Origin of the sequence: Burkholderia sp. AU30198, assembly GCF_020419825.1 — a bacterium.
GTDB lineage: Bacteria > Pseudomonadota > Gammaproteobacteria > Burkholderiales > Burkholderiaceae > Burkholderia.
This window is the reverse complement of record NZ_JAIZSA010000018.1, coordinates 79,018-104,736: the sequence shown is the minus strand read 5'-3', so window position 1 is coordinate 104,736 and position 25,719 is coordinate 79,018. Positions and strand designations below refer to the sequence as shown.

The window sequence follows — 25,719 nt, the reverse complement described above, 5'->3', positions numbered from 1 at the left end:
CCGCAGTGCGCGGCCTTTGTTGCCTTCAATGAACTGAGGCCGCATGGCGCGGATATTAGTGCAAGGTGATTGAGATGACGCGTGAATTTATCCGGTCGCAGTTCCGGTTCAACGTCGACGGTACGGCGCTGGACGTCTCGGCCATTCATCGCGACGGCGACAAAGCGCCGATCGTGTTTCTGCACGGCTTCGGTTCGACGAAAGAGGACTATGTCGATATCGTGCGCCACACCGCATTTGACGGGCATCCGTTCATCGCTTATGACGCACCGGGCTGCGGCGAAACCCGTTGTGCCGACCTGTTGCAAATCGGTATCCCGTTTCTGTTGAAAACGGCACGGGCCGTGCTCGACCATATCGGTTTCGATCGCTTCCATCTGATCGGGCATTCGATGGGCGGGTTGACCGCGTTGATGCTCGCCCACCAGCAGCCGGAGCGGGTGCTGAGCTTCGTCGATATCGAAGGAAACATCGCGCCGGAAGACTGCTTTCTCAGCCGCCAGATCGTCGACCATCCGCGGGGCGATGCCCAACGTTTCTTCGACGACTTCATCGAACGGACGCTGCATGCCCCTGCTTACGCGAGTGCGCTTTATTCGGCGAGTCTGCGTCACAAGGTTCGGGCCGAAGCGGTCGGCGGGATCTTCCGGTCGATGGTCGACCTGTCGGACAACGGCGACCTGATGACGAAGTTCCTCGGCCTGCCGTTGCCGAGGATGTTTATGTACGGCGAGCAGAATGCATCGCTCTCCTATCTGAAGCACATCCGGGAGAAGGGCGTCGAACTGGCCGAAATCCCGGATTGCGGACATTTTCCGATGTATTCGAATCCGGTGCTGATGTGGGAGGCAATCGCGGCGTTTCATCAGCGCTCGATCAGCGTTGCGTGACGATGCGTGATCGGGATGCCCGGCGGGTCGGAGAGCGCGAGTCTTTCCCGGAAACGATGGCAAGTGGTCGAGGCCGACTGAGCTGGCCACGTCGAATGAATACAAAGATCTGGCGGACGAAGATGGGCTCGGTTTCCGTTGACCGGAAAACGCAGATACCGCCCGGAACAAGGCTCTTTGCCTGAAGAAAGCGAGAGCCGGTTAATTGGCTCCAGTTCAGATTCCGTGCGCGATACCTCCCGGTGGTTGACTACCGGCGGGGTTGTCTTTAATTGTCCACTCGGATGAGACAGCGAATCATATTTAGGCGGATTGATGATTCCTGGGGAGACAGTAGACTGCATCCGTGCTTCGCCAGAACCGATCCGGAGCGTGCCGGCAACGGCGCGACCAGACGGATTCTTCGGCGGCGGGCCAGCCGGCTTGCTGTCCGATTGTGCGAGGAGTAGTTCGTTGCCAACCTGGCGCGCCGATTCGGCGTGTATCGGCACCGGATGCATCAAACCGTCAATTCAAGGGTGATTGCTATGCGTTACATTTCGCTGGAGTCGAAGAAGGACGAGCTGCTGCTGGCGGCTCGCGTGCTGTTGATGATCCTGTTCGTGCTGTTCGGCTGGCAGAAGCTGAGCGGCTTCTCGGGCACGGTCGCGTACATGGCGTCGACGGGTAACCCGGCGCCCGAGCTGGCGGCCGCAATTGCGGTGGCGGTCGAGCTGGTCGGCGGCCTGCTGATCGCGATCGGCTTCTATACGCGTCCGCTGGCACTGGCGTTCGCCGCCTATACGCTCGCGACCGCGCTGATCGGCCATCGCTACTGGGCGCTGCAGGGGATGGAGCAATACATGGCGATGATCAACTTCTACAAGAACGTGAGCATCATCGGCGGGCTGCTGTTGCTCGCGCTGACCGGGCCGGGGCGCTATTCGCTCGACCGGAAGTAAGTCGGCGCGGAATGTCCGTTCGGGTTCGCAAGCCCGGTGCACGAAAGTGCACCGGGCTTTGTCCTTGTTGAAGGAGCGCGACGTGCGGTGGTTCCGCGGGGTGCTTGCGGCGCGGATACTGCGTTGCCAAACGAACAGGTTCCGGACATGATTGCACGTGCACAGCAGTGATGCTGTTCACGCCGCGTTGCCCGGCGTGCTTTCGCATCGCGTTTCAATGTCCCCGCACGTCCCGCACCGGCATCCGGATGTTTCGGGTGGCACGCAAGGGGCTGCAGAGCAGGCGCATGCTGCTTTCGATGCGCATCGGTATTGGCCGGGCCCACGTCCGCAGCGTCTCGCGGAAATCGTTTGCTTCAGGGCATTGCCGACGGAGAACGACGACGTATGAGTCCGGAAGACCTGCTGTCCTATTACGAACGGGAACTCACCTTGCTGCGGCAGTACGTGCGTGAATTCGCCACGCACTACCCGAAGATCGCAAGCCGGCTGTCGCTGACCGGCGGGATGGACAGCGGCAGCATGGATCTCCACGTCGAACGTCTGGTCGAGTCGTTTGCGTTGATGGCGGCACGGACGGCCCGCAACATCGACGACGACTATCCGCGGTTTACCGAGGCATTGTTCGAGACGCTGTACCCGCATTACCTGCGCGCGTTTCCGTCATGCTCGATTGCGCACTTCGAGATGGACAGTGGCCGGGCGGCCCAGATGTCGACCGCCGTTACCGTGCCGCGCGGTACGCAGCTGTACAGCCGGCCGCTGCACGGAGCCAAGATATTGTTCCGGACTGCGTATGACGTCACGCTTTCGCCGCTGCAACTGACGGCGGCGCAGTTCCGCTCCATCGGCGACGTGCCGCGCACGTTGCGCCTGCCAGCCGGCGCGACGGCGCTGATCTCGCTGACGTTTGCGATTCAATCCGCCCATCTGTCGATCGCCGAGCTGGATGTGGATTCGGTCCGGCTCTATACGCAAGGCACGCCCGTCTTTACCGCGATGCTTCGCGACGCACTGTCGATGAAGGCGCTGCGCGCTTATGTCGAGCCGGCGCACGGCGGCCGGTGGATCGAACTCGACGGTACGCCTTGCACCGCGGCGGGCATGGAGCGCGCGGACAGTCTCGTCCCGTATCCCGAGTCGGCGGACCCGGCCTACCTGCTGCTGACGGAGTTTTTCGCGTACCCGGAAAAGTTCGGCTTCTTCGACTGCGATTTGCGTCAGGCGGGCCGTCTGGGCGGCAGGCAGTTCAGCATTCATGTCGTGCTGAAGGACATGAATGCTGAATCCGCTGCCGCGCAGGCGCTGGCGGCGCTCGACACGAGTCACCTGGTGCTCGGCTGCACGCCGGTCGTCAACCTGTTCGAGGCGGTGGGCAAACTGGGCGAGCGATCGAGCACGTCGGACGCCGCCGACGCATACGCGCTGGAGGCCGACGAACAGAGCGTCCATGCGTGCGCGATTTATTCGGTCGATTCGGTCGCGCAGGTGCAGGCGTCGCCGCAAGGCAGCCAGGCGGTGGCACTCGATCCGCTGCACTCGCTGCGCCATGGGCGGCACGCGGGTGCGGAGGCACTCTACTGGCAAGCCGGCCTCGATCGCCGGGCGACGCCGGGCAGTCCCGGCGAGGACGAGACGTTGACGTTTGTGAGTGACGGTCTCGTGCGCCGCGCGCCGCCAGCGGCGCTCGACATCAGGCTCACCTGCAGCAATGGCGGCCTGCCCGAGCGGCTGGGTTACGGTTCGCCGATGGGGGACCTGATGATGGAGGGCGGCAGCCTTGCGCGGCGGATTGCGTTGCTGCACCGGCCGACCCGGCCGTTGCATCACCGACACGAACGCGGCGCGCAGTGGCGACTGATTTCGCAACTGTCGCTCAATGCAGTGTCGTTGACGGGCGGCGCGGGCCCTGTCCGGGACTTGCTTGCGCTGCACGATCTGCAACGGTCGGCTCCGTCGGTCCGACTGATCGACGGCGTGGTGAAACTGACGCAGAAGGCGGTGACGGCGTGGGTGACCGAGCGAAACTTCGCGGGCATCGTCCGGGGCATCGAGCTTCACCTGACCGTCGACGAAGACGCGTTCGTCGGCACGGGCACCGGCATTCATGTTTTTGCGCAGGTCATGGACAGGTTGCTGCGCCTGCACGTGACGACGAGCAGTTTCACCCAGCTGGTCGTCTTCTCCAGCCGCACCGGCGACATGTTGCTGCGCTGCCCCCGCTGCGCCGGCACCGGATTCCTGACTTGAGCGTACCGGTGTGCCTGCGTCGGTGCCGCCCGGCATGACGAACGCGGGCGGCCCTCACGCGGGCGGCGAGCCGCCGTCCGAGTCAGGCGCGCCGTGATGGCTGACGACGAGGGCGCCGCGCATCAGCGGGTCGCTGATCGAAACGGCCAGTGTCGGTCGTTGCGCGCCCGCTGCGTGAGCGCCGGCCGCGGCGATCAGGCCGAGCGCCAGCGCGCCGCCGCCGTCGCCATTCGCGATGCCCAGGTGGCGGCAACGCAGCCGGATGTCGGGGTCGTCGGGCCACGTGCGCTGGGCCGCATCGCCGATTTCCGTGCGACGGCTGCTGCGCTGGTCCGCGTCGCTCACGAGTGCGCAGCCGGCCATGGCCGGTTCGGCGTCCGTCATGCGAGCGACCGCCTGCCGAAGCAGCCCGGCAACCGTTTCGCCGTCGGGTTGCCCGGTCGGTGGGCGCTGTTCGGCGGTCACGAGCCGATGAATCCGTGTGGTGTCCGGCGTGCCGGCCGCCATCGGCAGCGCGAGCAGGAGCGCGCACGCACCTTCGCCGAGCACCTGGCCGTCGGGGCGGTTGTGCGCAAACAGCCGGCCGGCATGGTCGAGCGTGTTCACCGTCGGCTGGCTTAACGTCGAGTCGCACGCCAGCACGAGATGCCGGGCCGTCGCGTGCGTCCGGTGAAGCTCGACGTTTAGTGCATCGAGCGCGGCGAGTGCATCAACCGGGTGCGCAACGAACGTGACCTGTGCCGGCGCGACGGCCGGCCGCCAGTGGCCGCGTTCGAGGTGCCGGTCGAGCCAGGCCACGAGTGCCGGTGCATCGGCGCGCCAGCGCTCGGGCAGCAGAAGATGCAGCGCGAATGGCGGTACCGCGCCCTGCGACGTATCGCCGGGCCGCCTGACAGGGGTGGTGGCATGGCGCTCCATCAGCTCGTCGATCGCTTCGGCTGCCAGCAGCATCGCGCGGCGCTGCTCGTCGTTTTCGCTCGGCATGACGTCGAGCGCCAGCATGCCGTCATCGGGATCGTCGCGCCAGATCGACGCCGCGGTACCCGCGAACACCTTCGTGCCGTCGAGCCGCTGAAGTGTCGGGTGCAGCCCGACGACCTGGCCGTCGCGGGCAAGCGCGAGCACGTCCTCGACGTGCATGCCCGCCGGCAGGCGCAGGCTGGCGTCGAGCAGCGCCATCGTCCACGTGAGCGACGGATCTGCGCCGGTCGTTTCGGCCGGCGCGCCGGCAGCTTGCGGCCCGGGCTTCGGTGCCGGGCCGGGTACGGGAGCGAAACCCTTGCGGATACTGGCCACCCCGATGACGAGCAAGAGCGGCACCCCGACGCCGCCCATGAACAGTTCCTTGACGCTTGGCACGTGGTCGGTCGCTTTCCAGTACGCACCGGCCAACAGCCAGACCGAGGCGAACGCGGCGGCCACCCAGAGGGCCGCGCGAACCGGCGATCGCCCGCCTGGGCGATCGACCGGGGAGTCGGGCGCCGTGCTCATTCGCTACCGGTATTCGACTGGCTGGCGATCAGGATCGCGCCGCACTTCGTTTTGTGGCCATCCCGTGCGACGGCGCGGCTCTCGATAATCGCGGTGTCGTCGCCTTCATCGATGTAATTGACGCCGTGAAGCGGACAGGTAACCGTGTCGTTGCGGCGGGCAATTCCCTTGCCGTCGATTTTGGCGATGCCTGACGCACTGGTCACGACGCCGCCATGACTGTGCTTGTCCCCGAGAACAATAAACGGGCGCGTCATATAGAGGCCTCCTGCAATTTTGAATGTGCCGCTTCGAGCGATCGGTATTTAATTCGCGATTTTCGGCGGCCGAATGCCGGAGGTCGGTAATTAATGCCGTTTGGCGACCGCCGTCGCCACCGATTATGTCCGGCGCGCGTCGCATCGAGTGCGAAAATCAAATCAGGGTTGGTGCGCCATTCTATCCGAGTTCCAATCCCCGGTTGGCACTTGCTATCAAGCTGATGATATTCTAATGGCCATGGCGCCATAAAATAGGGTTATATCATTGGCGCAGAATGATTTTACATTTTTATGTCATTTTAAAAACGAATGCCGGGCCGGGTTCATTGGTATTCGTCATCGCGCTTCCGAGAGGGCAGGTTTTCGCGCTGCGGTGCTTTTAATAGAAAAACGTAACAGGTGAGAGAGACCCGCATGGATGTTAACTCGCAACTGCCGTCTCTATTCAGCGCTTTGAATCGACTTCACGTACTCGACGGGCCGGGTTCGATCTCGTCCTTGCAGATCGAACGCTGGAGCGGCCGCGAAGCGCTTTCGGAGATTTACCGCTGGGATGTCTATGCGCTCGCCACCGATCCCGGGCTCGATCTCGATGCGATGGTCGGGCAGCGCGTCACCCTCACCACCACGCTGGCGAACGGATCGACCACGACCCGTAGCGGCCTCGTGGCCGAGGCCGGATGCGTCGGCCATGACGGCACGCTGGCCCGCTACCACCTGCAGCTGGTGCCATGGCTGGAGGCGCTCGCGCACGGCCGCGACCAGCGCACGTTCGTGAACCGGACGGTCGCGGAGGTGCTCGACGCCGTGTTCGCGGCTTACCGCAGTAGCGCCCGCTGGCGTTTCACCGCCGATGCCAACCAGCGTATCGACGCGCTCGGACCGTGCGAATACCGCGTGCAGTATCGGACCCACACGCACCTCGACTTCGTGCGCCGCGTGCTGGCGGAAGCCGGCCTCGGCTTCTGCTTCGTCGAGGACGATGACGCGCCGGCGGGCCATACGCTGCTCGTCTTCGACGACAGCGCGCAGCTTCCCGAGGACGACACCTCCCGGCGTCTCGGTGGCCTGCCGCTTCGCCTGAACGGCATGGCGGTCGGCACGGGTGACGTGATTCTGGGCATGGGCCAGGTCGTCTCGCTGACGGCCGACCGGCTGACGCTGATCAGCAGCGACTATCGCGGCAACCAGTCGGTGACGGCGACGGCGAACGTGGGCAATCCGGCCGGCTTTCGCGAGCTGTACGACGACGTCGGGCCGGAAGCGTTCACGACGCTGCGTGCGGCCGAGTCCACGGCGCGCCGGCAGGCCGATGCGATCCTGTCCGAGGCGCGCTGCTGGGCGGGCTGCAGCACGCTGCACACGGCGCGGGCCGGCCGGGCGCTGCGCGTCGCCAACGCGCCGTGGCAACCCGTGCGCGGTTCGGCGGAAACGCCCGACACCTTTCTCGTCACCGAGGTGGCGCACGTCGGTATCAACAACTTGCCGCGCACCGTGATGGACGCGCTTCAGCAGACGCTCGGCACGCTGCCGCAGGACGATCTCGATCCGCGTGTGCTGAAGGAAGCGGGTATCGGCGGTTACGCGAACCGTTTCACGAGTGTGCCGCGCGAGCAGGTCTGGCGTCCCACGCTCGAGGACGGGACAGGCCAGCGGCTGAACCCGGTGCCGACGGCGCTGGGCGCTCAATCCGCGATCGTGGTCGGCCCGCAGGGCGAGTCGCAGCCGGGCACCACCGGCCCGGTTCACACGGACGCGCAGGGCCGGTTGAAGTTGCGCTACCACTGGCAGGCGGACGGCGACACGGGGGTGTTCGCGACGCGCGCGATGCAGCGGCTGGCTGGCGACGGCCATGGCTTGCAGCAGACGCAGCGGATCGGCCACGAAGTGCTGGTGCAGTTCATGAATGGTCTCGTGCATCGGCCGGTGATCCTCGGCGGCTTGTTCAACGGCCGTGGCGAAGGCGGCGAATCGCCGACACCGGGCGGCGAGACGGGCCAGCCGCTCGACGAGTCGATCTACGCCAAGGCGGCCGATCATGCGCCGAGCGCGCAGGGCAATCTGGTCGGCGGTTACAGCCCGGCGTGGCACGGCGGCGGCGCGGGCGCGCAGCGGCACAACCACGCGGGCGCGCTGTCCGGCTTCAAGAGCCAGGGATTCGACGCGCAGGGCCACAATCAGCTGGTGACGGACGACAGCGACGGCATGGGGCGCCTCCAGATGGCGACGACGCACGCCGCGACCCAGCTCAACCTCGGTCACCTGCGTCACCAGGCGGACAACTATCTCGGCAGTTTTCGCGGCCAGGGCGTCGAACTGCGTTCCGATGCCTATGGCGCCGTGCGCGCGACGCGCGGCGTCCTGATCTCGAGCTATGCGCCGGATCCGGCGCAACCCGCCGGCGACGTCGCCGCGCTGAAGTCGTTGCTGGCGCAACAGTTGGCGCTGGCGCGCACCTTCGACAAGGCTGCCGACACGCACCGTACGTTGCCGCTTGCCGCGCAGCGCGGCGTGCGCAAGGCGGGCCAGTCGTCGCTCGACGGCGAGGCCGCACCGCTCGATGCGCTGTCGCGCAGCCTGGCGACCACGGTGAGCGCGAACGGGTTCGACCAGGCCACGGCCGATGCAGCGGGCCGTGGCACCGGCAACGCGCTGCCGCATACGGGCGACGCGTTGCTTGGCATCGCCGCCCGCGGCGGCCAGGGGCTGTTCGCGGGCCAGGCGCTGCAGTGGGCTGCGGGCGAGACGCTGACGGTCGGCAGCGGCCGCGATACCAACCTGGCGGCCAGCCGGTCGCTGCGGGTTCACAGCGGCCAAGGCATCGGCTGGCTGGCGGGCGCGAACGGGACGGGCGCGGCGAGCGACGCCGGCCTCAGCCTGATTTCGGGCAAGGACAACCTGGACCTGCAGGCGCAGCACGGCACGCTGGCACTGCGCGCGAAGGACGACCTGACGGTGGCCGCGACGAAGAGCGACGTCGAACTGGCCGCCGGGCAGGCACTGCGGCTCGCGGTGAGCGGCGGCGCGTCGCTGCTGATCGAAGGCGGCAACGTCACGTTCGAGTGCCCGGGCAACCTGACGGTTCACGCGGCCGATCATCAGTTCCAGGGGCCGACCGACCTGGACAAGGCGAAGGGCGCGTGGGGCGACCACGGGCTCTACAACGAGTATTACTGGCTGCGCGACGCACAGACGGGCAGCGCGGTGAAGGGGCTGCCTTACCGGATGGTCGGCGCGAATGGCGATGCGCTGGCTGCGCGCAGCAGCGCCGGCGACGGGCGGACGGCGACCTATTCGACGAAGGCCGCGGCGAAACCGATTCGGGTCGAATACACCGGCAACGAGGACATCGATCATGGCTGGAGCTGATACGGTCGCCGTCCCGAAGGTGCTGACCCAGACCGACAGCACGCCGATGGAGCAACAGGACGGGCATCCGGTCGCGGTCGAGCTGGTCAGGCTCGTGGAATACACGGTCAATATCCGTTCGTTTCACCCGAACAAGAAGTTCGAGCGGCTGGGTTTCCGCTTTCACGGCGACACGCGCGGCTTTTCGCTGGAGGAGAGCTTTCACCCGAGCTACCTGGCTCGCCAGACCGGCAAGGTGACGTCACGCGTGTGGCAGCTGTATTCGTGCAACCTGGCGGCGGGCAGCAAGGACAAGTTCCAGGACCGGCTGAGGCGCTCGAAGTACGCGGGGTCCAATACGTCGTCGGGGCCATGGTGGGCCTCCGACGGCCCGGAGCCCTATACGGAGAAGAAATATCAGCCCGATGGAACCGCCGATGTGAACGCCTTCGAGCAGGGGCACGCGGGGGAACAGATTGCCGAAGTGACGTCGTGGTACGGGGGCAAGAATTTTGCGTTCCTGGGGTCGCGGCTGGACTGGAATACGCTTCACACCACCGTCGTTCCCACGCTCGACGCGCGTGGGCATCTGTGGATCAGGGTCGAGCGCGTGCGCCGCTGGATGGACATCTGCATGCTGGTCTATGGCGACGGGTTCCCCAACTGCGAATCGTTCATCGAGGATCCCGCGGGCAACAAGCTGTTCCTCGGTACCCACGTGCGGATCGGCACGCCCGCCACCCATCTCGCCGGCGACAACAAGCGCATCATGTTTGCCAACGTATTGCGGGTGGAACTGACGCTCGACGGCAACTTCGGATCGAAACTGTGGATCTTCACGCAGGCGCTCGGCGGCACGCCCGACCGGCGCGAGGACTATCCGGCGATCCGCGACATCAAGACCGCACCGGGCACGCCCACGCGCCACATGAGCGACCCGGATCCGTCGGCATGGTCCGGCGTGCCGGGAGACGGGCCGCCGGTCATCCTCCCGGGAATGGACGTCGTCGCGTGGCCGGCCGATCCGCTCGGCAAGATCGGCGATGGCGTGAGCGGCGGGCTGGGCAAGCCTTTGCATATTTCCGCATACGAGGACGTGGGTGCCGTCTGGCAACGTCTGCAGGACAGCTTCAAGCGACCGCCGGCCACCCGTGACACGACCGTTCAGGCCTGGAATGACTTTCACCTTCATCGAAACCCCAACGAGGGCCGCGCGCCCGATAGCGAAGACCTGGATCCCAAGCTATGGAAGAAGTAGTGCCACCGCCGTCGTCGGAGCGTCGCGTGAGGTGGCGCTACGTCGTGTTGCTCGCTGTCGTGCTGCTCGCGGCAATCGTGTTCGGACTGGATAGGAGTCGGCGCATGCCATTGATCTACGTGATTCCGGAAGGCTATGTCGGCCCGGTGGTCGCATTGTTCGACCAGCCCGACGGTGTCGAGCCGGCCCATGCGAAAGACGGGCTCGAGGTGCGGGTGCCCGCGAACGGCATCGTCAAGATAAAGGGCAACCCGAAGCTCGGCCATTCGGAGGCGTTCCCGAAGAGCACGGTGGTGTTCGAGCTGGAGAAGCGCGACGGTAGCCGCGAGGTGCTCCAGGAAGCGATCAACCCGTGGCAAGACTACGACCGGAACGACGATCCGCACTGGAAAGTCGGCATTCGCGATGCTCAGGGGAATCTGCGCACCATCGCCGTTTCCGACCGGAAGGACGGTTTCGTGTTCGACGATTTCCCCGAGCCGGATCGCAGCCGCGTCATGGTTTTCTGGCACGAGTCGTGCCAGGACCGCGTGTTCGGTCCGGAGTCGGATGCGTATCTCGCCGGCGAAAAGTCCGCCGAGGAACTGCACGTTCCGCCGTGCGGCGAGTTCGTCGTGGGCGCCTTCGATCACATCCGGCAGTGGCCGGAATGGATGTTCCTGCGCGGCAAGGGCAAGCAGGAAAAATCGGGAGTCAGGAATCCTACGTACAGCTCGATCCAGGAGCTGGTCGACGAGGCGAATGCGCGGGTGGCCAGAAAGAAGGCCGACGCGATCAACTGAGCGATTCCGCGTGACCGGCAACGGGCACCGCGGCCGGCGTGACGCAAGAGGACGGAATGGATATTGCTGCTGCATTGAAGGGCTATTCGCAAGCGACTCGCCAGATCCAGCTCGATACGGCGATGCCGGGCGCATTCGCGGTCGAGCGGTTTCATGGCCGCGAAGCGATGGACGAGTCCTTCCGGTTCGAGGTCGACGTGCTGTCGAGCACGCCGTTCCTCGACCTGAATCCGCTGCTCGGCACGGCGATCCGCCTGCGTCTCGCGACCGGCGCGGGCGAGCGCTGCTGGAACGGGTACGTCGTGCGGGCCGCGTACAGCGACAGCGACGGCGAGATCACGCGTTACCGGCTGACGATGGCCTCCTGGCTCGAATTGCTCCGGCTTCGCCGCAATTGCCTGTATTTCGTCGGCCTCGATACCGAAGGCATTTGCGAGCGCGTGTTCGGCGACTATCCCGAGGCGTATCGGCGCTATGAGCTGAAGGAGCCGTTGCGCACCTTCGATCTGCGTGGCCAGTATCGCGAAACCGACTTCGACTTCGTGATGCGCCAGTTGTCCGAGGCCGGCCTGTCGTTTCGTCTCGAGCATGCGCAGGACGCAGGCGAAAAGCCGTCCGGCAACCATACCGTCGTGGTGTTCGACCGGCGCGCCGAACAGCCCAAAGGCAGCACCGTCGCCTACAACCGGCAGGACGTGGGCGACCCCGACGGCGTGATGACCTATTTCACGACGCGTCACCAGTTGGTCCCGGATCGCGTCACCGCCGCGAGCTGGAAAGCCAGCAATCTCGTCGCGCTTGCCGGGCATGCCCAGGGCGAGGCCGATCGCGATGCGCCCGCCATGCCCGCGCGCGAAGTGCTGGACGCGCAGCGTGCCGGCCGCTTCGAGACGTCGGACCAGGCGCAGCGTTACGCGTCGCAGCGTCTCGACGCGCTGCGCCTGTCGAAGCGGATTCACTATGGTGCAGGCTCGTCGCGCACACTGGAGATCGGCAAGGTTCACACGTTGACCGGCTATCCGGACGGTACGGTTTCGTTCGTCCCGCTGACGCTTGAGCACGAGGCGGTCAACAATCTCGGTGCCGATATCGCGCAACTGCTCGAACACGGCGAACTGGCGCAGGGGCTCTATCGCAACCGCTTTGCCGCGGTGCCGCCCGGCGTGCCGATCGTGCCGCCTCACCGCGACCGTCCGGTCGTGCAGGGCGTGCAGACCGCGATCGTCGTCGGCGAACCGTCGAACCGGGTGAGCAGCACGCGCGACCACCAGGTGCGCGTGCAGTTTCCGTGGATGCGCGGTACGGCGCCGCTGCCCGGCGGACTGACCGACACCGCGAGCCGGTCGAACCCGCAGGGGCACGCGCCCGGTGACCACCGATCCGGCGTGGTCGCGCGCATCGCCGAACAAGCGGCGGGCCCGAACTTCGGTCACAGCTTTACGCCGCGCATCGGCGCGGAAGTCGTGGTCGGCTTCGACTCGGGAAATATCGACATGCCGGTCGTGCTGGGCCAGCTTTACGGCGGCCGCGTGCAACCTCCGTTCGCGGCCGGTGAAGGCAGCAGCGCGAATCATGCGGGCGTGCTGACCGGCATGCAGACGCAGACACTCGACGGCACAGCGGGCAGCCGCTGGGTGATGGACGATTCGTCGGGCCAGTTGCGTCACGAACTTTCCAACAGCGTCGCGAACAGCCGGCTGGCACAAGGCTATCTGATCGATCAGCAGGGCGCGGTTCGCGGCGCCTATCGTGGCGAAGGATTCGATCTCGCGACCGAAGGCTGGGGCGTCGTGCGGGCCGGCGAAGGCGTGCTGGTGTCGGGCACCGCGCGCACGGAAGCGGCTTCGACGCAAATGGATCTGGGAGAGAGCGTTGCCCAGTTGAAGCAGGCGGTGAAAACCGCGCAGGGTCTCGACGAATCGGCGGCGCGCGCGACCGCCGGCCGGCTGACGGCGAACGCCGCGCAGTCGGATTTCCTGAAGGCGATCGATCCCGCGCAGGACGGCAAGTACGCGGGGGCGGTGAACGGGCAGAGCGCGACCAAACCGGCTGCCGGCGGACCAGGCGGCAGCGGGGATCCGGTCGAGCGCTTCGCGGTGCCCGCCGTCGTGCTGGAGTCGCCGCAAAACGTCGTGATGAGTACCGGCAACAGCGCGGTGTCGTATGCGGAACAGCACGTGCATCTGACCGCGCAGGGCGATGCGCACTTCGCCGCCGGCGCGACGGTCGCCGGTGCGTCCGGCGATGCGGCCAGCCTGTATGCGGCCGCGGGCGGGATCAAGGCCGTGGCCGGCCACGGGCCGGTCAGCGTCGAGGCGCATGCATCGTCGATGCAGATCCTGGCCGACCAGTCGGTGCGCATCACGTCGTCGGATGACCGGATCGACGTGCTCGCGAAGGATGCGATCGTGCTTCAGCAAGGGCCGAGCCGGATCACGCTGAAGGGCGCGGACATCCTGGTCGAGACGCCCGGATCGTTTGCCGTCAAGGCGGGTGCCCATCCGTTCATGGGGCCGGGTGCGCAGTCGCCGGTGCTGCCGGCCCTCCCGATACCCGTGCCGCTTGCGCTCTATGACGAGCAACTGCGATTCGTCAACGCAGACGGGGTGCCGCTGTCGAAGGTTGCCTATCAGTTGAAGCTGGCCGACGGCACCACGGCGTCGGGCGTGACCGATGACGCGGGCAAGACCGAGCGCGTGGCGTCGGCGAGCCCGCTGGGGATCCTGTCGGCGCTGCTGACCCCGACCCAGATGGTGGACTGCTGCGGACGCACGTCGGGCACGCCGCCAACGCCGGTCGAAGTCAAGATCAAGGGCGTACAGACGAACCAGTTTCAGTTGGGCGAATCGGAGCAGACGGTGACGGTCAAGGGACACGAACGGCCGTTGACCGCGGGCGAGATCGAGATGGCCCGGACAGTCTTCAAGGACGGCATCGACTACGACAAGGTGCGGGTGCACCGGGGGAGTTACTTCTGGTTCGACATGCAACCCAAGAGAACAGCAGTCACCCCTGACGGGCACATGTATTTTCGCGACGAGGACTTTCTCGAGGACTTCTCCGCCGAATTTGTGGCGGAAAGAGACAAGTCATGGTTCATGCACGAGATGACGCATGTGTGGCAATACCAGCTCGGCTATTCGGTGCGCTGGCACGGGTTGACCGTCACCATTCGCGGCGAGAGTGCCTATCAGTACACCATCACGCCTCAGAACGTTTTTCACGACTACAACATGGAACAGCAGGGAAATCTGGTCGGAGATTATTTCGCGATTCATGTGCGCAAGACATACCAAGCGATCAGACACCGCGGATACGTCGGAGCGCCGGAAGAACTCAACTGGGTGCTCGCGCCATTGCTGCGGGATCCGAAGAATACGGACAATCTGCCGAAGTAGCGAGACAGGCGCCGTCGCGCGGTGGTGATGTTTGAATTCCTGATCAACTCGAGTGGCTTCGCTGCCACGATGAATGGATTCGAAGCATGAGGAAAATTTCGCTAGGCAGTGCGGTGGCATGCATATCGAGCTTGGTTTTTACCTCCTGTGCGGTTGCCACGTCGCACGGTCCGATTCGCCTGGACATCAGGCAGATCGACGGAAAACCGGCTGCTTGCCTGCCGGCAAGTGACGACACTGGTTCCGACCCGATCCAGATCCGCGGGGTCGATGTGACGAGACAAACCGGCCCGGTCAGTCCCGTTGTCACGTATTGGGCGCTGGAGGTTCCGGAGCGTGCGCCGCCGGTTTATCTGAAGCGAGGCGAGTGTCTCGTCTATGGCCAGACCGTGGCCGGTGCGGTTGTGCATGCGGCGCCGAGGGCGCTGGACATCAACAAGTTCTACAGCATCTCGATCTTACCGGGGGGGGACTATGGCCCGGTGTACAGCTCGGCGTTTTGCGTGATCAGGCAAGCGGGGGGCGGTGTCCGCATTGCGACGCCGGGGCAGGAAGGGAACCCGTGCGCGCCGGCGGGACACTGAGCGGTGCAATGGGCTCCGAGTCGTGGCGTGCCGGCCGCGGATGATGACGTGGCCACGGTTGTGCCGGGCGCCGTAGCCGGGCGTTGATCATGGTGATGTCGGGCCACCGCGAGTGCTCGATCATGTTGTTGTGCCGTTCCGGGAGGATCAGGGGAATGCAGACACGCTTGCGAAGCAGCGCGCTGGGCCTGCTCGCGTCGCTGTCTTGCCTGTCGCGCGCGATGGCAACGTCGCAGGCGCCCGTCGAACTGGAGATCAGGCAGATCGACGGGAACTCCGCCGCCTGCCTGCCGGTGAGCGGCGAACGGGCAGAAAGCGTCATCCGGATCCGCTCGGTGGGTGTCGCCAGACCGACCGGACCGGCGAGTCCCGATGTGACTTACTGGTGGTTCGAGATGCCGGCCGGGGCCGAGCCCATCTACCTGAAGCGCGGCGAATGCCTGGTGTATGGACAGAAGGTGAAAGGTGCAATCGTGCGTACGCCGCCCAAACCGCTGGATCTCGACCGGACCTACTACGTCTCCATCATTCCGGGTGGGGATGCCGGCCCGGTTTATGGCGCGGCGTTCTGTACGCTCAGGCAGGCCGGTGGAGGTGTGCAGATCGCAGTGCCGCAGCGTGACCGGAATCCATGTGCCCTCGCTCACTGACCGGCTTGCGGGAATGCCGGCCGAATTCGATCGGACGGCAGTTGTACGTTGGCCACGACACGAGGCGTAGCGAACAGCGCGCGTCGTACCTACAACGAACCCATTCATGTCGACGAATATGGACGTTCTGAAAAAACTCGCCGGAGACTGGTCGCAGTACGACCGGTTCCTCTGGGTCACCACGCCGCTGGGTCCGAACGCGCTGGTCGCCGAGAGTCTGCACGGGTGGGAGGCGGTCGATCACGGCGGCTACCGGTTTCAGTTGACGGCGTTGTCCGGGAACGCGGCGCTGCCGCTGGAGCGCCTGATTGGCGCGACGGTCCTGATCGAATGGCGTGCGCGGGAAGGCAGCGACGTCCGCCGCCCCGTTCACGGTCACATCATTGCGGCGGAGCGGATCGGCTACAACGGCGGGCTGGCCCGCTTTCGTCTCGAAGTCGAGCCGTGGCTCGCGGTGCTCCGTCAGCGAGTCGATCACTACAATTTCCAGCATGCCAGCGTGCTCGACATCAGCGAGCAGATCTTCGGCTATCACACCGCGGGCACCGTGGCACCCGCGTGGCGCTGGGCCCTGACCGATCCCGCCAAATACAGCAAGCGCAGCCTGACCACCCAGGCCGGGGAATCCGACTTCGATTTCCTGCAGCGGCTGTGGGCCGAAGAGGGCATCTTCTACTGGTTCGAGCATGCCGGTGACGCCCATGCGTCCAGCCTCGGCAAGCACACGCTCGTGCTCGCCGATTCGAACCAGTACTTCACGCCGGACAAGCCGGAGGTCATCGGCTTTCACCAGACGAGCGACGGCGATCCGGCGGGCAGCATCCAGCACTTCATGACCGCGCGTCGCTGGCGTATCGGCCGGGTCGCGCGCGCCAGCTGGGATCACCGCACGCTGTCGAACCGGCTGACCGGCGCACAAGCCGACGGCGTCGCAATGGCCGGCGAAGATCGTGACGTTGCCGGCCCGTATGCGTTCCAGACCGCCGCACTCGGCGATCGGCGCGCGCGCCAGCAACTCGACGCGCAACGCGTTGCCGCGCTGTGCAGCGAAGGGCGCAGCACCTGCATGGCGCTGCATCCGGGAATGCGTTTCGCGATCGACGGGCATCCGGCGCTGAAGGCGTCGGACGCGTTCGTGTGCCTGCGCGTTCAGCACAGCGTGCGCGCGAACGTCGATGCGGACGTGCATGCCGCGATCGAGCAGACGCTCGGCGACATACCGCCGATGCTGGATACCGACGTGAACGAATACGGCATCGCCCATGCGCTGCACGCCGCGCTCGGCAGCGGGACGCACGATGGCGCGCCGCTGGTGGGCAACGAAGCGGTCTATGCGAACAGCTTCGTCGCCTTGCCGGCCGGACAGACGTATCGGCCGCTGAGCGAAGGCGGTCACGGAGCACGCTCGCATCCCGTGGTGGCCGTACAGGGCGCGCAAACGGCGATCGTCGTGGGCGCGGGCGATCCTGTTCACACCGATCGCGATCACCGGGTCCGGATCCAGCACCATGCGCAGCGCGGGCAGAAGGCGGCGAGTCTCGAGGATCATCCGCACGCGGCCAACGCGCCTGCCGACCGGAATGCGGGCACATGGACGCGCGTGCTGACGCCGGTCGGCGGCGACAACTGGGGCGGCGTGAGCGTGCCGCGCGTCGGGCAGGAGGTGTGGGCCGAATGGCTCGAGGGACAACCGGACCGGCCGGTGGTGGTGGGCTCGCTGTACAACGGCCAGGGCAATGCCGATGCGCAGCACAATGCGCAAGCGGGCGGTCCGGCCAGCAGTACCGGTAACGCGGCCGCTTGGTTCGCGGGCAATGGCCATCCCGCGGCACTGACGGGCATCAAGACGCAGGATCTGAACCTGAGCCAGCAGGGCACGGGCGGTTATCGCCAGTTCCTGATCGACGACACGGCCGGCGAGGCGAGCGCGCGTCTTTATACGACGGACCACGACAGCGGGTTGACGCTGGGTCATCTCAAGCAGATTCAGGACAACCAGCGGCAGGCCGATCGCGGGTATGGCATGGAGTTGACGACCGGCGCGGCCGCCGCGTTGCGCGGCGGCTCGGGCATGCTCGTCAGCGCGGCGCGTAGCGCCAGCCAGATGGATGCGAGCGCGGCAGGCCAGGTGCTGACCCAGAACCGTCAACTGCTCGACGGTCTCGCGGAGGCGGCGCGTGCGCAAGGTGCCGAGCCGGCGCAGCCTGCTGCGCGTGTCGGCGCTGCGCCGGGTGAAACGGGGCATGCGACGGGGCCCGACGCGTCGACGCAATCGGCCGCCGTGATCGGGTTGCAGCAGAGCGAACAGGCGCTCGCCGCGACGCGCGACGGTCGAACGTCCACCCAGGCCGGCGGCGGCAGCGGTAGTGCCGTGGCATGGTCGCGCCCGCATGTCGTCGCACACGGCGCGGACGGTCTCGCCGCCGTGACGCCCGGCAGCCAGGTCTGGGTGTCGGGGACGGAGACCGTGCTGAGCGCCGGCCAGGATCTGCAATGGACGGCCAAGGGCAAGACAACCCTGGCGGCGACGCACGGCATTGCGTTTTATACCCAGGGCAACGCCGCGGGCGAGCGCCCTGTCGCCGGGCAAGGCATCGCGTTGCACGCGGCCTCCGGCGCGGTGAGCCTGCAGGCGCAGAACGCGGGCACGCTCGGCGCGGCCGCGCAGCGGGCGGTCGTGTTGTCGAGCAGCCAGGGCGCGGCGAATCTGCAGGCACCGAAGCGTCTGCTGCTGAATGCCGCGAAAGCGTACCTGAAGATGGAGGGCGGCAATATCGAGGTCGGCGCGCCGGGACGAGTGGAATTCAAGTCGGCGCAGCGCGAGCTGACCGGGCCGCGAGGCGCGGGTGGGCAAACCTCGTTGGGCGGCAGCAGCGCGAAGGATTGCCAGTTGCGCCTGTCGGGAGCGGCCGCGAGCCACGACAGCGTCGTCATGCTGCCGGCGGGCTGACGATGGAACGCATCGACTTCGACGGTCACGCGCTCGATGCGCGCCACTTCCTGCTGCTCGACCCGTTGCAGGGCGACGGGGATGCGATGCTGCCGTGGCAAGACCTCCCGTTGCGTGCGCTGGCGCCGCCCGGATTCGACGCGCAGTCGCGGCAGTTGCCGTTCCTGCTGGCCTGGCAGGACTTGAGTGACGCGCAGCGCGCGCAGGCGTTGCGTTTGCTGACCGATGGCGACGACGCGATCGCCGCATCGCTGTGCGTCGGGCTGCTGCAGTCCGACGCGGTGTCCGCATATGTTCGCGCGCATCTGCGGCAATTGCTCGTGCCGCATTTTCCGGATGGCGCGCGCGGCGTATTCCGCTTCTACGACCCGGTTGTATTCCTGCATCTGGGCTGGATGCTCGACGGGGGCCAGCGGTCCGTGCTGTTCGGACCGGTGTCGGTCTGGACGTTCCCGTCGGGCGGCGCGTGGTTTGCGCAATCGACGCCGTTGCAGGGATCGCATCACGTGCGTTTCGCGCCGGGCGAGGCGGTGTGGCGCCGTATCGGGCGTATCGGTGCGGTGCACGCCGCGCTCGAAACCGAGCCCGCGTGGCGTGCCGAGCCGGTGCTGTACGGGCCGCAGGTCGAAGCGTGGCTCGTCAGGGCCGAAGCGCATGGCCTGAGCGAGCGCGACGACGTCGTGGCGTTTGCACGGCACGGAATGTTGAAGCATCCGGGGTTCGATACGCACCCCGAAGTCATTGCGACGTTGCAGCAGTGCGCGGGGCACCCCACCCGTTACCGGCGCCTCACGTCGCTCTGGAGCGATGACGACTGGCGGGCCATCGTTCGGGATCTGGAGCGAGCGGCCGATGCGAGACGTGTTGCACCGGCGAATACCGATCACTCGACGCAAGGAGCGAGTTGATGACGACACCCTGCCCCTTCTGTGAAAAGAAAGGCTTGCCGATTCTGCCGATCCGCTATGGCATCGCGCCGACGAAGACGTTCGGGACCTACAAGGTCCCGCACCCGCCACCCGACGCGACAGCGCTGCTGGGGCCGGCCGAGGTGCCGCTGAACGTCAACGAAACCGTCTATACGGGTCGCACGTTGCGCCCAGGCTACCTGTACCTGTTCTACGAGACGCACCAGCACTGGGAAGCGTATGCCGTCGATGAATCGGGAATCCTGTCGAGCGTGCCGCTCGTCGACGACAAGCCGCCCGGTGGCGATCGTTTCCACGAGGACTGCAAGCGCGATGCGAACAAGCTGGCCAATGCGTCGGTGATCACGATCCAGGATCCCGGCAGCGCGGGCAAGGTGTGGTTCGGGTTTTCCGATGCGTGGTGGACCAAGGCGATTCGCGACAACAATGCGGGATTGTCCGCGAAAGAGCGGAAGAAGTTCATGCGTCTCGTCGATATCGGCGCCTGGTACAACCACGGCACGCCCGGGGCGCCGCAACCCGAGCACGCGTTCCAGATTTACCAGGTCGACATGATCGTAGCCGAATATGCGATGACGCTCCTGGACGAGGTGAGCGCGTTGCGCTGGAGTCCGTTCCTGTGCCGCGACATCCTGTCCGCCACGACGCTCAAGAAGGTATGCGACGGGTTGGCGCCCGCGAAGGGTCTGGTGCTGGCGCTCCAGGATCCGGCCGGCATCGCGCAGGAAATTCCGGCATACATGAATGCGCGATGGGAGGGATTCTCGGATCAGTGGAAACGGCCGACCGACCTGGATACCAACCTGACGAACCTGCAGGCCGCGGTCGAACGTCAGGCCGAGATGAATCTGTACAACAGCCGGGTCCGGAAATCGCAGGACGATTACAACCAGCTGGTGAATAGCGGCGGGACGGCTTTCCTGCTGGAAAGCTATCGCAAGCAGATGCAGCCGCTGCTCGACGAGGCCAAGAAGGTGAAGTTCACGGCGGCCGACCTCGAGCACGCGCGCAAGGAGGGGTGGGGCAAGTACGGCAAGCTGATCAGTCCCAACCTGCGCAAGACGTATCGGGAACAGTATGAAAAGGCGTCCGACGACTACGACAACCGGATCATGCTGCCGCTCGCAAAAGCCCACGTGGCCTGGATGCGAAGCGCCGGCATGACGACGGTGTTCGATTACCACTTCGACGCGAAGGACATCAACACCGGGGTTGGCTTTACCGCGTTGTTTGCTGCGTGCGTGATGGGGACGGGGGGCTATGCGCCGTGCGTGAAGCTTTACGATGAATGGTTGCACGGCGGCATGGCCGCTCACAACCTGATATGGCGATCGCTGTTCTTCAACCATCCCGAGCTGAAGGCCCATGCTTCAGAGGTCAGCGCGGGCGCGCAGAAGGACGACGGCAAGACGGCCGATACGGCGAACCATCTGCCGAACCCCGGCAAATGGGCGAAGCTGTTTTCGCTGTACAAGACCGTGATCAGCAAGCTCAAGATGGCCGGGGAAAATGCGTACAAGACAATCGACAGCAAGAATACGCTGCCGGAACTGATCGTGGAGCTCGGGCCGAGGATGGTGGCCGCGATCAAGGAACGCAACCCGGCGTCCGAAGACCTGAAGACGGTACTGGGGATGCATGCCGGCATGCCGGTGCAGCGGTTGCAGGTAGTGGGCACGCGGCGCGACGTGTTCAGTGCGATGCACGAGGCGCTGGAAACCCTACAGCCTGCCGCGAGCGGTCCGGACAAGGCCGATCGCGCGATGATCGTGCAGGCACGGATGGCCATCCTGGACGAGGAAGCGAAGAAGGCCGGCTACAGCCTCGACGAGGAAGTCCGGTCGTGGAACCTGCTGCTGGACGCCAGCGAGGCTGACAAGGACGCGTTGTATCGGCTGCCTTCCGAAGCGCAGGGCAAGCTCGCGGCCGACCGATTGCTGTCGGTCGGGAAGGCGCCGGGCGCGGAGGTGGTCACGAAGATTCCGGTCAACAGTTATATGGGCACGGTGCTGCGTTATGCGCGTTCGCCAGGCATGCTCGCGTCGGTGTCGTTGGTGTTTTCGACGCTGGGGTGGGCGAATGCAGAGGACGCGATGGGCAAGGCGATGAAGAGCGAACAGGGGCGCGTGGCGTGGGCGTTCAGGACTGCGACGGTCGGTTTGGTGGGAGGCACGCTGGACCTGGTCAGTGCCGGTATCAAGTCGTCCGGTGTGCGACGCTTGCCGTTGCTGGGGCCGGTGGCCAAGAGCCTGGGTGGTGGGTTTCTGCGCTTTGTCAAAGTGGGTGGTGCTGGCGCGGGCGTTGTGGCAATGTGGATTGCAACCGGCATGGATGCCGTGAATCTTGCCGAAGCATGGAAACGACGCGAAGGCGGGATGGTCGTGCTGTATTTCACCCGAATGTCCGGGGAGGCCTATTTGACTTTCGGCTTGACTCGCGCATTGTTTGTCGCGATTGCGAGCGGAGCAGAGGTGGAAGCGTTGGGGCCACCGGCGTGGATCGTTACAGCCGTGATCCTGATCCTGACCGTCACGATAGATATTTTCAAGGATCCTCCGACGTTGACCTGGACGCGCAATTGTCTCTGGGGGCCTGAAAACAGCTTCGAGGATGGTCCCGAGGAACAGAAGAACTACGAAAACGCAATTGCAGGGTAAGAAATATGAGTAATGACTCGTCGTTGAAGGCCTACTGGAGCCAACTGTTCAGCAAGCGATATTGGCTCGAAGCAGAGTTCGGCATGCCACCGAAGGATCCTTGGGCGCCGACGGGCGAAATGCTCGCGTACGAACTTGGCAAGACGAAGCCGGCACGGATCACCGGGCAGCCGACGTCGCTGGATATGGCCGTGTCGTACAACGCTTCCTATCTGGAAGTCGCCGATAGTCGATACATGCGACGTGGCTTCGGCGGGATGGTGTTCACGCTTCTGCTGATGCCGCTTCTGTTTGTCGACGCGCTGGTATTGATCTCGGTCTTTACCAATCGATTCGACTCGATTGCGCTTTCGCTGGTGCTTCTGGCGTTGCTTGTGATATTGGGCGTCCCTTTGCTTTTCATGATCGGCTATCAATGGAAGCAGGACATGTTGAGCTATACCTACAAGCCGATCCGGCTGGTGCGCGCCACACGCAAGGTCCATGTGTTCCAGCACAACGGCCCCGACGGGGTGTGGTCGCTCGATTGGGACAAGCTGGTGTTCTGCCTGAAGAAGGGCGGACTGAACTGGGGCGTGCTCGGTTATTTACCGGACGCGAACAGGCAAGTGACGCATGCGTTTTACCTGGGCGCCGTCATGCCGGTTCACCCCAAGGGTATCGGGCCGGACGAACCACTGCTTGCTCACTGGGAATACTTCCGTCGTTACATGGAGGAAGGCCCGGCGAGCGTGCCTGCTCCGGATCTGCTTCTGCCCATCGAGAACCGGCGTGAACCGTTTCTTTACGGCGTGTACCGCCTATGGCAGATGTTCGGCCCGTTCGCAGTGTTGTTCGCGCCGGTTACGACACTGGCGGGCTTGTTCCGCTGGCTCGGCTTGCGAATGAGTCGCCTGCCGCGCTGGCCGGCGGAGGTGGAGGCGCAATGTCGGGTGTCACCGGAAGATGCCACCGTGCAGCCCAAGAAGAAAGCGACGGACAACAGCGTGGGCGTCGCGATGGGTGTCGTGGTGATGCTGTCGCTGGACGTCGTGTTGTTCTGGTTGCTGTTCACGCGCGTGTTCGAAATCGATCGTCTTTTTACCTGAAGGTCCTGGATTCCGAGAGGCGTCGTTGATCAAGCGGATAAAAACGCGGGCACCGAGATGAGCGACGACGCGTCTGCAAAAGCCTATTGGCGCGAAGTAGTGATCGGCTTGCCGCCGAAGGATCCGTGGACGCTGACGGTCGACATGCTTGCATACCGACTCGATAAAACGCAGCCGACCTAGCACGGGAGTCGACATCGGTTGCCCGTTCTTGTATAGATTGGAGGATCCCCGTTCCCCTTCCATAGATAGCTACCGTGCCGCACTCGACCGTTCTCCTCATCGGCGCCGCCGGCCTGCTTGGCCGCGCGGTTGCCGCGTCCCTGTCCCGCGAATCGTCGTTGAACCTCGTCGCGACTATCCGAACCCCGCAAAGCGCAGGCGCAAAACGCCTCGCACTGCCCCCGGAAAACGTCACCGAACTCGACGTCCTCGACGAGCCGGCCCTCGAACACCTGTTCGCCACCCGCCAACCGGCCGCCGTGATCATCTGCGCGGCCGAACGTCGTCCGGATGTCTGCGAACGCGATCCTGCCGGCGCACGCGCGATCAACGTCATCGCCCAGGCCCGCATCGGTGCGCTCGCCGCGCGCCATGGCGCATGGACACTCGGCATCTCCACCGACTACGTGTTCGACGGCAAGGCTGCGCCGTACCGTGAAGACGCCGCACCGAATCCGCTGAACATCTACGGCCGCACGAAGCTGGAAGGCGAGGCGGCACTGCTCGCCGCGTCGCCGCTGTCGTGCGTGCTGCGCCTGCCGCTGCTCTACGGCCCGATCGTCGACTGGAGCGAGTCGGCCGTCACGAGCCTCGTGCCGGCGATCGTCGTCTCCGCGCGCGCGGGTGCCGACGCGGTCGGCATGGACGCCTGGGCGATCCGTTACCCGACGTATACGCCGGACGTCGCGGACGTCATCCGCGATCTCACGCTGCGGCATCTCGCGGGCGCATCGATCACGGGCATCCGTCACTGGTCGGGCGAAGAGCCGATGACGAAGTACGACATTGCGCAGCGGATCGCGGCCGCGCTCGGCATCGACGCCGCGCTCAAGCGGATCGACCAGCCGACCGACGCGACGCCGCGCCCGTACGATTGCCATCTGGACGCATCGCGCGTGCGGGCAGCCGGAATCGATTACGCGACGCCTTTCGATATTGCGCTGCGCGCCGTGCTGCGCGACGCGCCGCAGGTGCTGTAGGATCGGGCGCCACGCGCGGCCCCGCGCCGCATGAGCTGCATCTGCCCATGTCAGCGGCCGCGCCACGCATGCCGTTCGCGCGCGAAGGCCGGCCAGACCCTCATCGCCCACCCAGGAGCCCAGCCATGCAACTGAGATGGCTCGAAGACTTCGTCGAACTCGCGCGCACGCGCAGCTTCACGCGCGCAGCGGAGAACCGCTTCGTCACGCATCCGGCGTTCGGCCGCCGCATCCGGTCGCTCGAGGAATGGGTCGGCACGCGCCTGATCGCGCGCACGAAGCCGCTCGAACTGACTGCGGCCGGCACCGTCTTCCTCGATGCCGCGTCGAACGCGCTCGACATCCTGCACGGCGCCCGCACGCAGCTTCAGGAAGCGGCGCCGGTGCTGGAGAACAACCTCCGGATCGCGACCGGCCGCACGCTCTCGGCCACCTTCTTCCCCGACTGGTACGACGAGACGGTTGCGCGCGCAGGCTTCTTCACCGCGACCGTGTCGACCGGCAGCGCGGAGGAAGCGATCCTGCAGCTCACGGCCGGCGAAGCCGACATGCTGATCGTCTATTCGAGCCCGCATACGCGGCTGCTGATCGATCGCGACCGCTTCGACTGGCTGTCCGTCGCGCGCGAGGTGCTGGTGCCGGTCAGCGCGTTCGATGCGCGCGGCAGCGTGCGCTACCGGCTGCCGGCCGGGCAGGCGCCGGTGCCGTGGCTCGCGTTCGCGCGCACGCTGACGCTGCGCGCGGTGCTCGCGCGGCATCTCGCCGAAATGCCGAACCGTCCGACGCTGCGGCCCGTGTACCAGGCCGACTCGTACGAAGCGATTCTCGCGATGGCGCGTCGCGGGCTCGGCCTCGCGTGGCTGCCGCAGCGGCTCGTCGCCGATGATGTCCGGCGCGGCGAACTCGCGATCGTCGGCGGCGCCGACTGGCAGATCGGCTTCGACATCGCGCTGTACCGGCGCCGGAACGACCCGCACCCGGTACTGGACGCGATCTGGCGCACCGCGCCGTCACGCGACGACGGCGCGGCATAGCCCTCTT

The 25,719-nt window shown here is 65.7% G+C and carries 18 protein-coding genes; 16 read left to right on the top strand and 2 right to left on the bottom strand.

The genetic code is table 11. From position 1 onward, the window contains the following. Positions 1 to 74: 74 nt before the first annotated feature. The 3 genes from LGN19_RS31260 (at position 75) to tssF (ending at position 4,081) form a co-directional block, all read left to right on the top strand. A complete protein-coding gene (locus tag LGN19_RS31260) occupies positions 75 to 890 on the top strand; it encodes an alpha/beta fold hydrolase (protein WP_226219089.1) in 816 nt (271 codons plus the stop codon). A 527-nt stretch (positions 891 to 1,417) separates the two neighbouring features. Next, positions 1,418 to 1,831 carry a DoxX family protein gene (locus tag LGN19_RS31255; protein ID WP_122950131.1) on the top strand — a complete coding sequence of 138 codons (414 nt, stop codon included), beginning with the start codon at positions 1,418 to 1,420 and terminating at the stop codon, positions 1,829 to 1,831. A 387-nt stretch (positions 1,832 to 2,218) separates the two neighbouring features. Beyond that, on the top strand, positions 2,219 to 4,081 hold the full coding sequence (gene tssF / locus LGN19_RS31250; RefSeq protein ID WP_226219087.1) for a type VI secretion system baseplate subunit TssF: 1,863 nt from the start codon (positions 2,219 to 2,221) through the stop codon (positions 4,079 to 4,081). A gap of 54 nt (positions 4,082 to 4,135) precedes the next feature. Here the strand turns inward: tssF and LGN19_RS31245 are convergent, their stop codons facing one another. Together LGN19_RS31245 and LGN19_RS31240 are read right to left on the bottom strand one after the other, a co-directional pair. Beyond that, positions 4,136 to 5,572: a hypothetical protein gene (locus tag LGN19_RS31245; protein WP_226219085.1), complete on the bottom strand. Its 1,437-nt coding sequence runs from the start codon at positions 5,570 to 5,572 to the stop codon at positions 4,136 to 4,138. After that, on the bottom strand, positions 5,569 to 5,829 hold the full coding sequence (locus tag LGN19_RS31240; protein ID WP_011350302.1) for a PAAR domain-containing protein: 261 nt from the start codon (positions 5,827 to 5,829) through the stop codon (positions 5,569 to 5,571). The genes LGN19_RS31245 and LGN19_RS31240 overlap by 4 nt, the downstream gene beginning before the upstream one ends. 417 nt (positions 5,830 to 6,246) lie before the next feature. On the opposite strand from LGN19_RS31240, the gene LGN19_RS31235 reads away from it, so the two are divergent. The 13 genes from LGN19_RS31235 to LGN19_RS31180 all read left to right on the top strand — a co-directional run bounded on the left by LGN19_RS31235 (position 6,247) and on the right by LGN19_RS31180 (position 25,712). Next, positions 6,247 to 9,201: a type VI secretion system Vgr family protein gene (locus LGN19_RS31235; protein ID WP_226219083.1), complete on the top strand. Its 2,955-nt coding sequence runs from the start codon at positions 6,247 to 6,249 to the stop codon at positions 9,199 to 9,201. Continuing rightward, on the top strand, positions 9,188 to 10,438 hold the full coding sequence (locus tag LGN19_RS31230) for a hypothetical protein (protein WP_226219081.1): 1,251 nt from the start codon (positions 9,188 to 9,190) through the stop codon (positions 10,436 to 10,438). Before LGN19_RS31235 ends, LGN19_RS31230 begins: the two co-directional genes overlap by 14 nt. 59 nt (positions 10,439 to 10,497) lie before the next feature. After that, a complete protein-coding gene (locus LGN19_RS31225) occupies positions 10,498 to 11,220 on the top strand; it encodes a hypothetical protein (protein WP_226219079.1) in 723 nt (240 codons plus the stop codon). 56 nt (positions 11,221 to 11,276) lie between these two features. Further along, the gene (locus LGN19_RS31220; RefSeq protein ID WP_226219078.1) at positions 11,277 to 14,618 is read left to right on the top strand and encodes a type VI secretion system Vgr family protein; all 3,342 of its coding nucleotides are present in this window, start codon (positions 11,277 to 11,279) and stop codon (positions 14,616 to 14,618) included. An 86-nt stretch (positions 14,619 to 14,704) separates the two neighbouring features. Then, the gene (locus LGN19_RS31215; protein WP_226219076.1) at positions 14,705 to 15,202 is read left to right on the top strand and encodes a hypothetical protein; all 498 of its coding nucleotides are present in this window, start codon (positions 14,705 to 14,707) and stop codon (positions 15,200 to 15,202) included. Positions 15,203 to 15,357: 155 nt separating this feature from the next. Then, a complete protein-coding gene (locus LGN19_RS31210) occupies positions 15,358 to 15,852 on the top strand; it encodes a hypothetical protein (protein WP_226219074.1) in 495 nt (164 codons plus the stop codon). Between the two features lie 106 nt (positions 15,853 to 15,958). Next, positions 15,959 to 18,802, top strand: a complete 2,844-nt coding sequence (locus LGN19_RS31205; RefSeq protein WP_226219072.1) for a type VI secretion system Vgr family protein — start codon at positions 15,959 to 15,961, stop codon at positions 18,800 to 18,802. A 2-nt stretch (positions 18,803 to 18,804) separates the two neighbouring features. Continuing rightward, a complete protein-coding gene (locus LGN19_RS31200) occupies positions 18,805 to 19,710 on the top strand; it encodes a DUF4123 domain-containing protein (RefSeq protein WP_226219070.1) in 906 nt (301 codons plus the stop codon). Beyond that, positions 19,710 to 22,388, top strand: coding sequence for a T6SS effector BTH_I2691 family protein (locus LGN19_RS31195; RefSeq protein WP_226219068.1), 2,679 nt, complete (start codon positions 19,710 to 19,712; stop codon positions 22,386 to 22,388). The genes LGN19_RS31200 and LGN19_RS31195 overlap by 1 nt, the downstream gene beginning before the upstream one ends. Positions 22,389 to 22,393: 5 nt before the next feature. Further along, complete coding sequence (locus LGN19_RS31190) at positions 22,394 to 23,476, top strand: DUF6708 domain-containing protein (protein WP_226219066.1); 1,083 nt, start codon at positions 22,394 to 22,396, stop codon at positions 23,474 to 23,476. A gap of 57 nt (positions 23,477 to 23,533) precedes the next feature. After that, positions 23,534 to 23,659 (top strand): hypothetical protein, encoded by a 126-nt coding sequence (locus tag LGN19_RS39670; protein WP_264173260.1) that lies wholly within the window; start codon positions 23,534 to 23,536, stop codon positions 23,657 to 23,659. A gap of 74 nt (positions 23,660 to 23,733) precedes the next feature. Continuing rightward, complete coding sequence (locus tag LGN19_RS31185; RefSeq protein WP_226219064.1) at positions 23,734 to 24,678, top strand: dTDP-4-dehydrorhamnose reductase family protein; 945 nt, start codon at positions 23,734 to 23,736, stop codon at positions 24,676 to 24,678. A gap of 125 nt (positions 24,679 to 24,803) precedes the next feature. Next, positions 24,804 to 25,712 carry a LysR family transcriptional regulator gene (locus tag LGN19_RS31180; RefSeq protein ID WP_226219062.1) on the top strand — a complete coding sequence of 303 codons (909 nt, stop codon included), beginning with the start codon at positions 24,804 to 24,806 and terminating at the stop codon, positions 25,710 to 25,712. Positions 25,713 to 25,719 lie beyond the last annotated feature (7 nt).

What these genes read in the sequence shown, in the direction of transcription:
- tssF (WP_226219087.1), top strand. Translation starts at nt 2,219, where the DNA reads ATGAGTCCGGAAGACCTGCTGTCCTATTACGAACGGGAACTCACCTTG.
- LGN19_RS31180 (WP_226219062.1), top strand. Translation starts at nt 24,804, where the DNA reads ATGCAACTGAGATGGCTCGAAGACTTCGTCGAACTCGCGCGCACGCGC.
- LGN19_RS31215 (WP_226219076.1), top strand. Translation starts at nt 14,705, where the DNA reads ATGAGGAAAATTTCGCTAGGCAGTGCGGTGGCATGCATATCGAGCTTG.
- LGN19_RS31235 (WP_226219083.1), top strand. Translation starts at nt 6,247, where the DNA reads ATGGATGTTAACTCGCAACTGCCGTCTCTATTCAGCGCTTTGAATCGA.
- LGN19_RS31240 (WP_011350302.1), bottom strand. Translation starts at nt 5,829, where the DNA reads ATGACGCGCCCGTTTATTGTTCTCGGGGACAAGCACAGTCATGGCGGC.
- LGN19_RS31230 (WP_226219081.1), top strand. Translation starts at nt 9,188, where the DNA reads ATGGCTGGAGCTGATACGGTCGCCGTCCCGAAGGTGCTGACCCAGACC.
- LGN19_RS31210 (WP_226219074.1), top strand. Translation starts at nt 15,358, where the DNA reads ATGCAGACACGCTTGCGAAGCAGCGCGCTGGGCCTGCTCGCGTCGCTG.
- LGN19_RS31195 (WP_226219068.1), top strand. Translation starts at nt 19,710, where the DNA reads ATGACGACACCCTGCCCCTTCTGTGAAAAGAAAGGCTTGCCGATTCTG.
- LGN19_RS31200 (WP_226219070.1), top strand. Translation starts at nt 18,805, where the DNA reads ATGGAACGCATCGACTTCGACGGTCACGCGCTCGATGCGCGCCACTTC.
- LGN19_RS39670 (WP_264173260.1), top strand. Translation starts at nt 23,534, where the DNA reads ATGAGCGACGACGCGTCTGCAAAAGCCTATTGGCGCGAAGTAGTGATC.
- LGN19_RS31245 (WP_226219085.1), bottom strand. Translation starts at nt 5,572, where the DNA reads ATGAGCACGGCGCCCGACTCCCCGGTCGATCGCCCAGGCGGGCGATCG.
- LGN19_RS31220 (WP_226219078.1), top strand. Translation starts at nt 11,277, where the DNA reads ATGGATATTGCTGCTGCATTGAAGGGCTATTCGCAAGCGACTCGCCAG.
- LGN19_RS31205 (WP_226219072.1), top strand. Translation starts at nt 15,959, where the DNA reads ATGTCGACGAATATGGACGTTCTGAAAAAACTCGCCGGAGACTGGTCG.
- LGN19_RS31260 (WP_226219089.1), top strand. Translation starts at nt 75, where the DNA reads ATGACGCGTGAATTTATCCGGTCGCAGTTCCGGTTCAACGTCGACGGT.
- LGN19_RS31190 (WP_226219066.1), top strand. Translation starts at nt 22,394, where the DNA reads ATGAGTAATGACTCGTCGTTGAAGGCCTACTGGAGCCAACTGTTCAGC.
- LGN19_RS31255 (WP_122950131.1), top strand. Translation starts at nt 1,418, where the DNA reads ATGCGTTACATTTCGCTGGAGTCGAAGAAGGACGAGCTGCTGCTGGCG.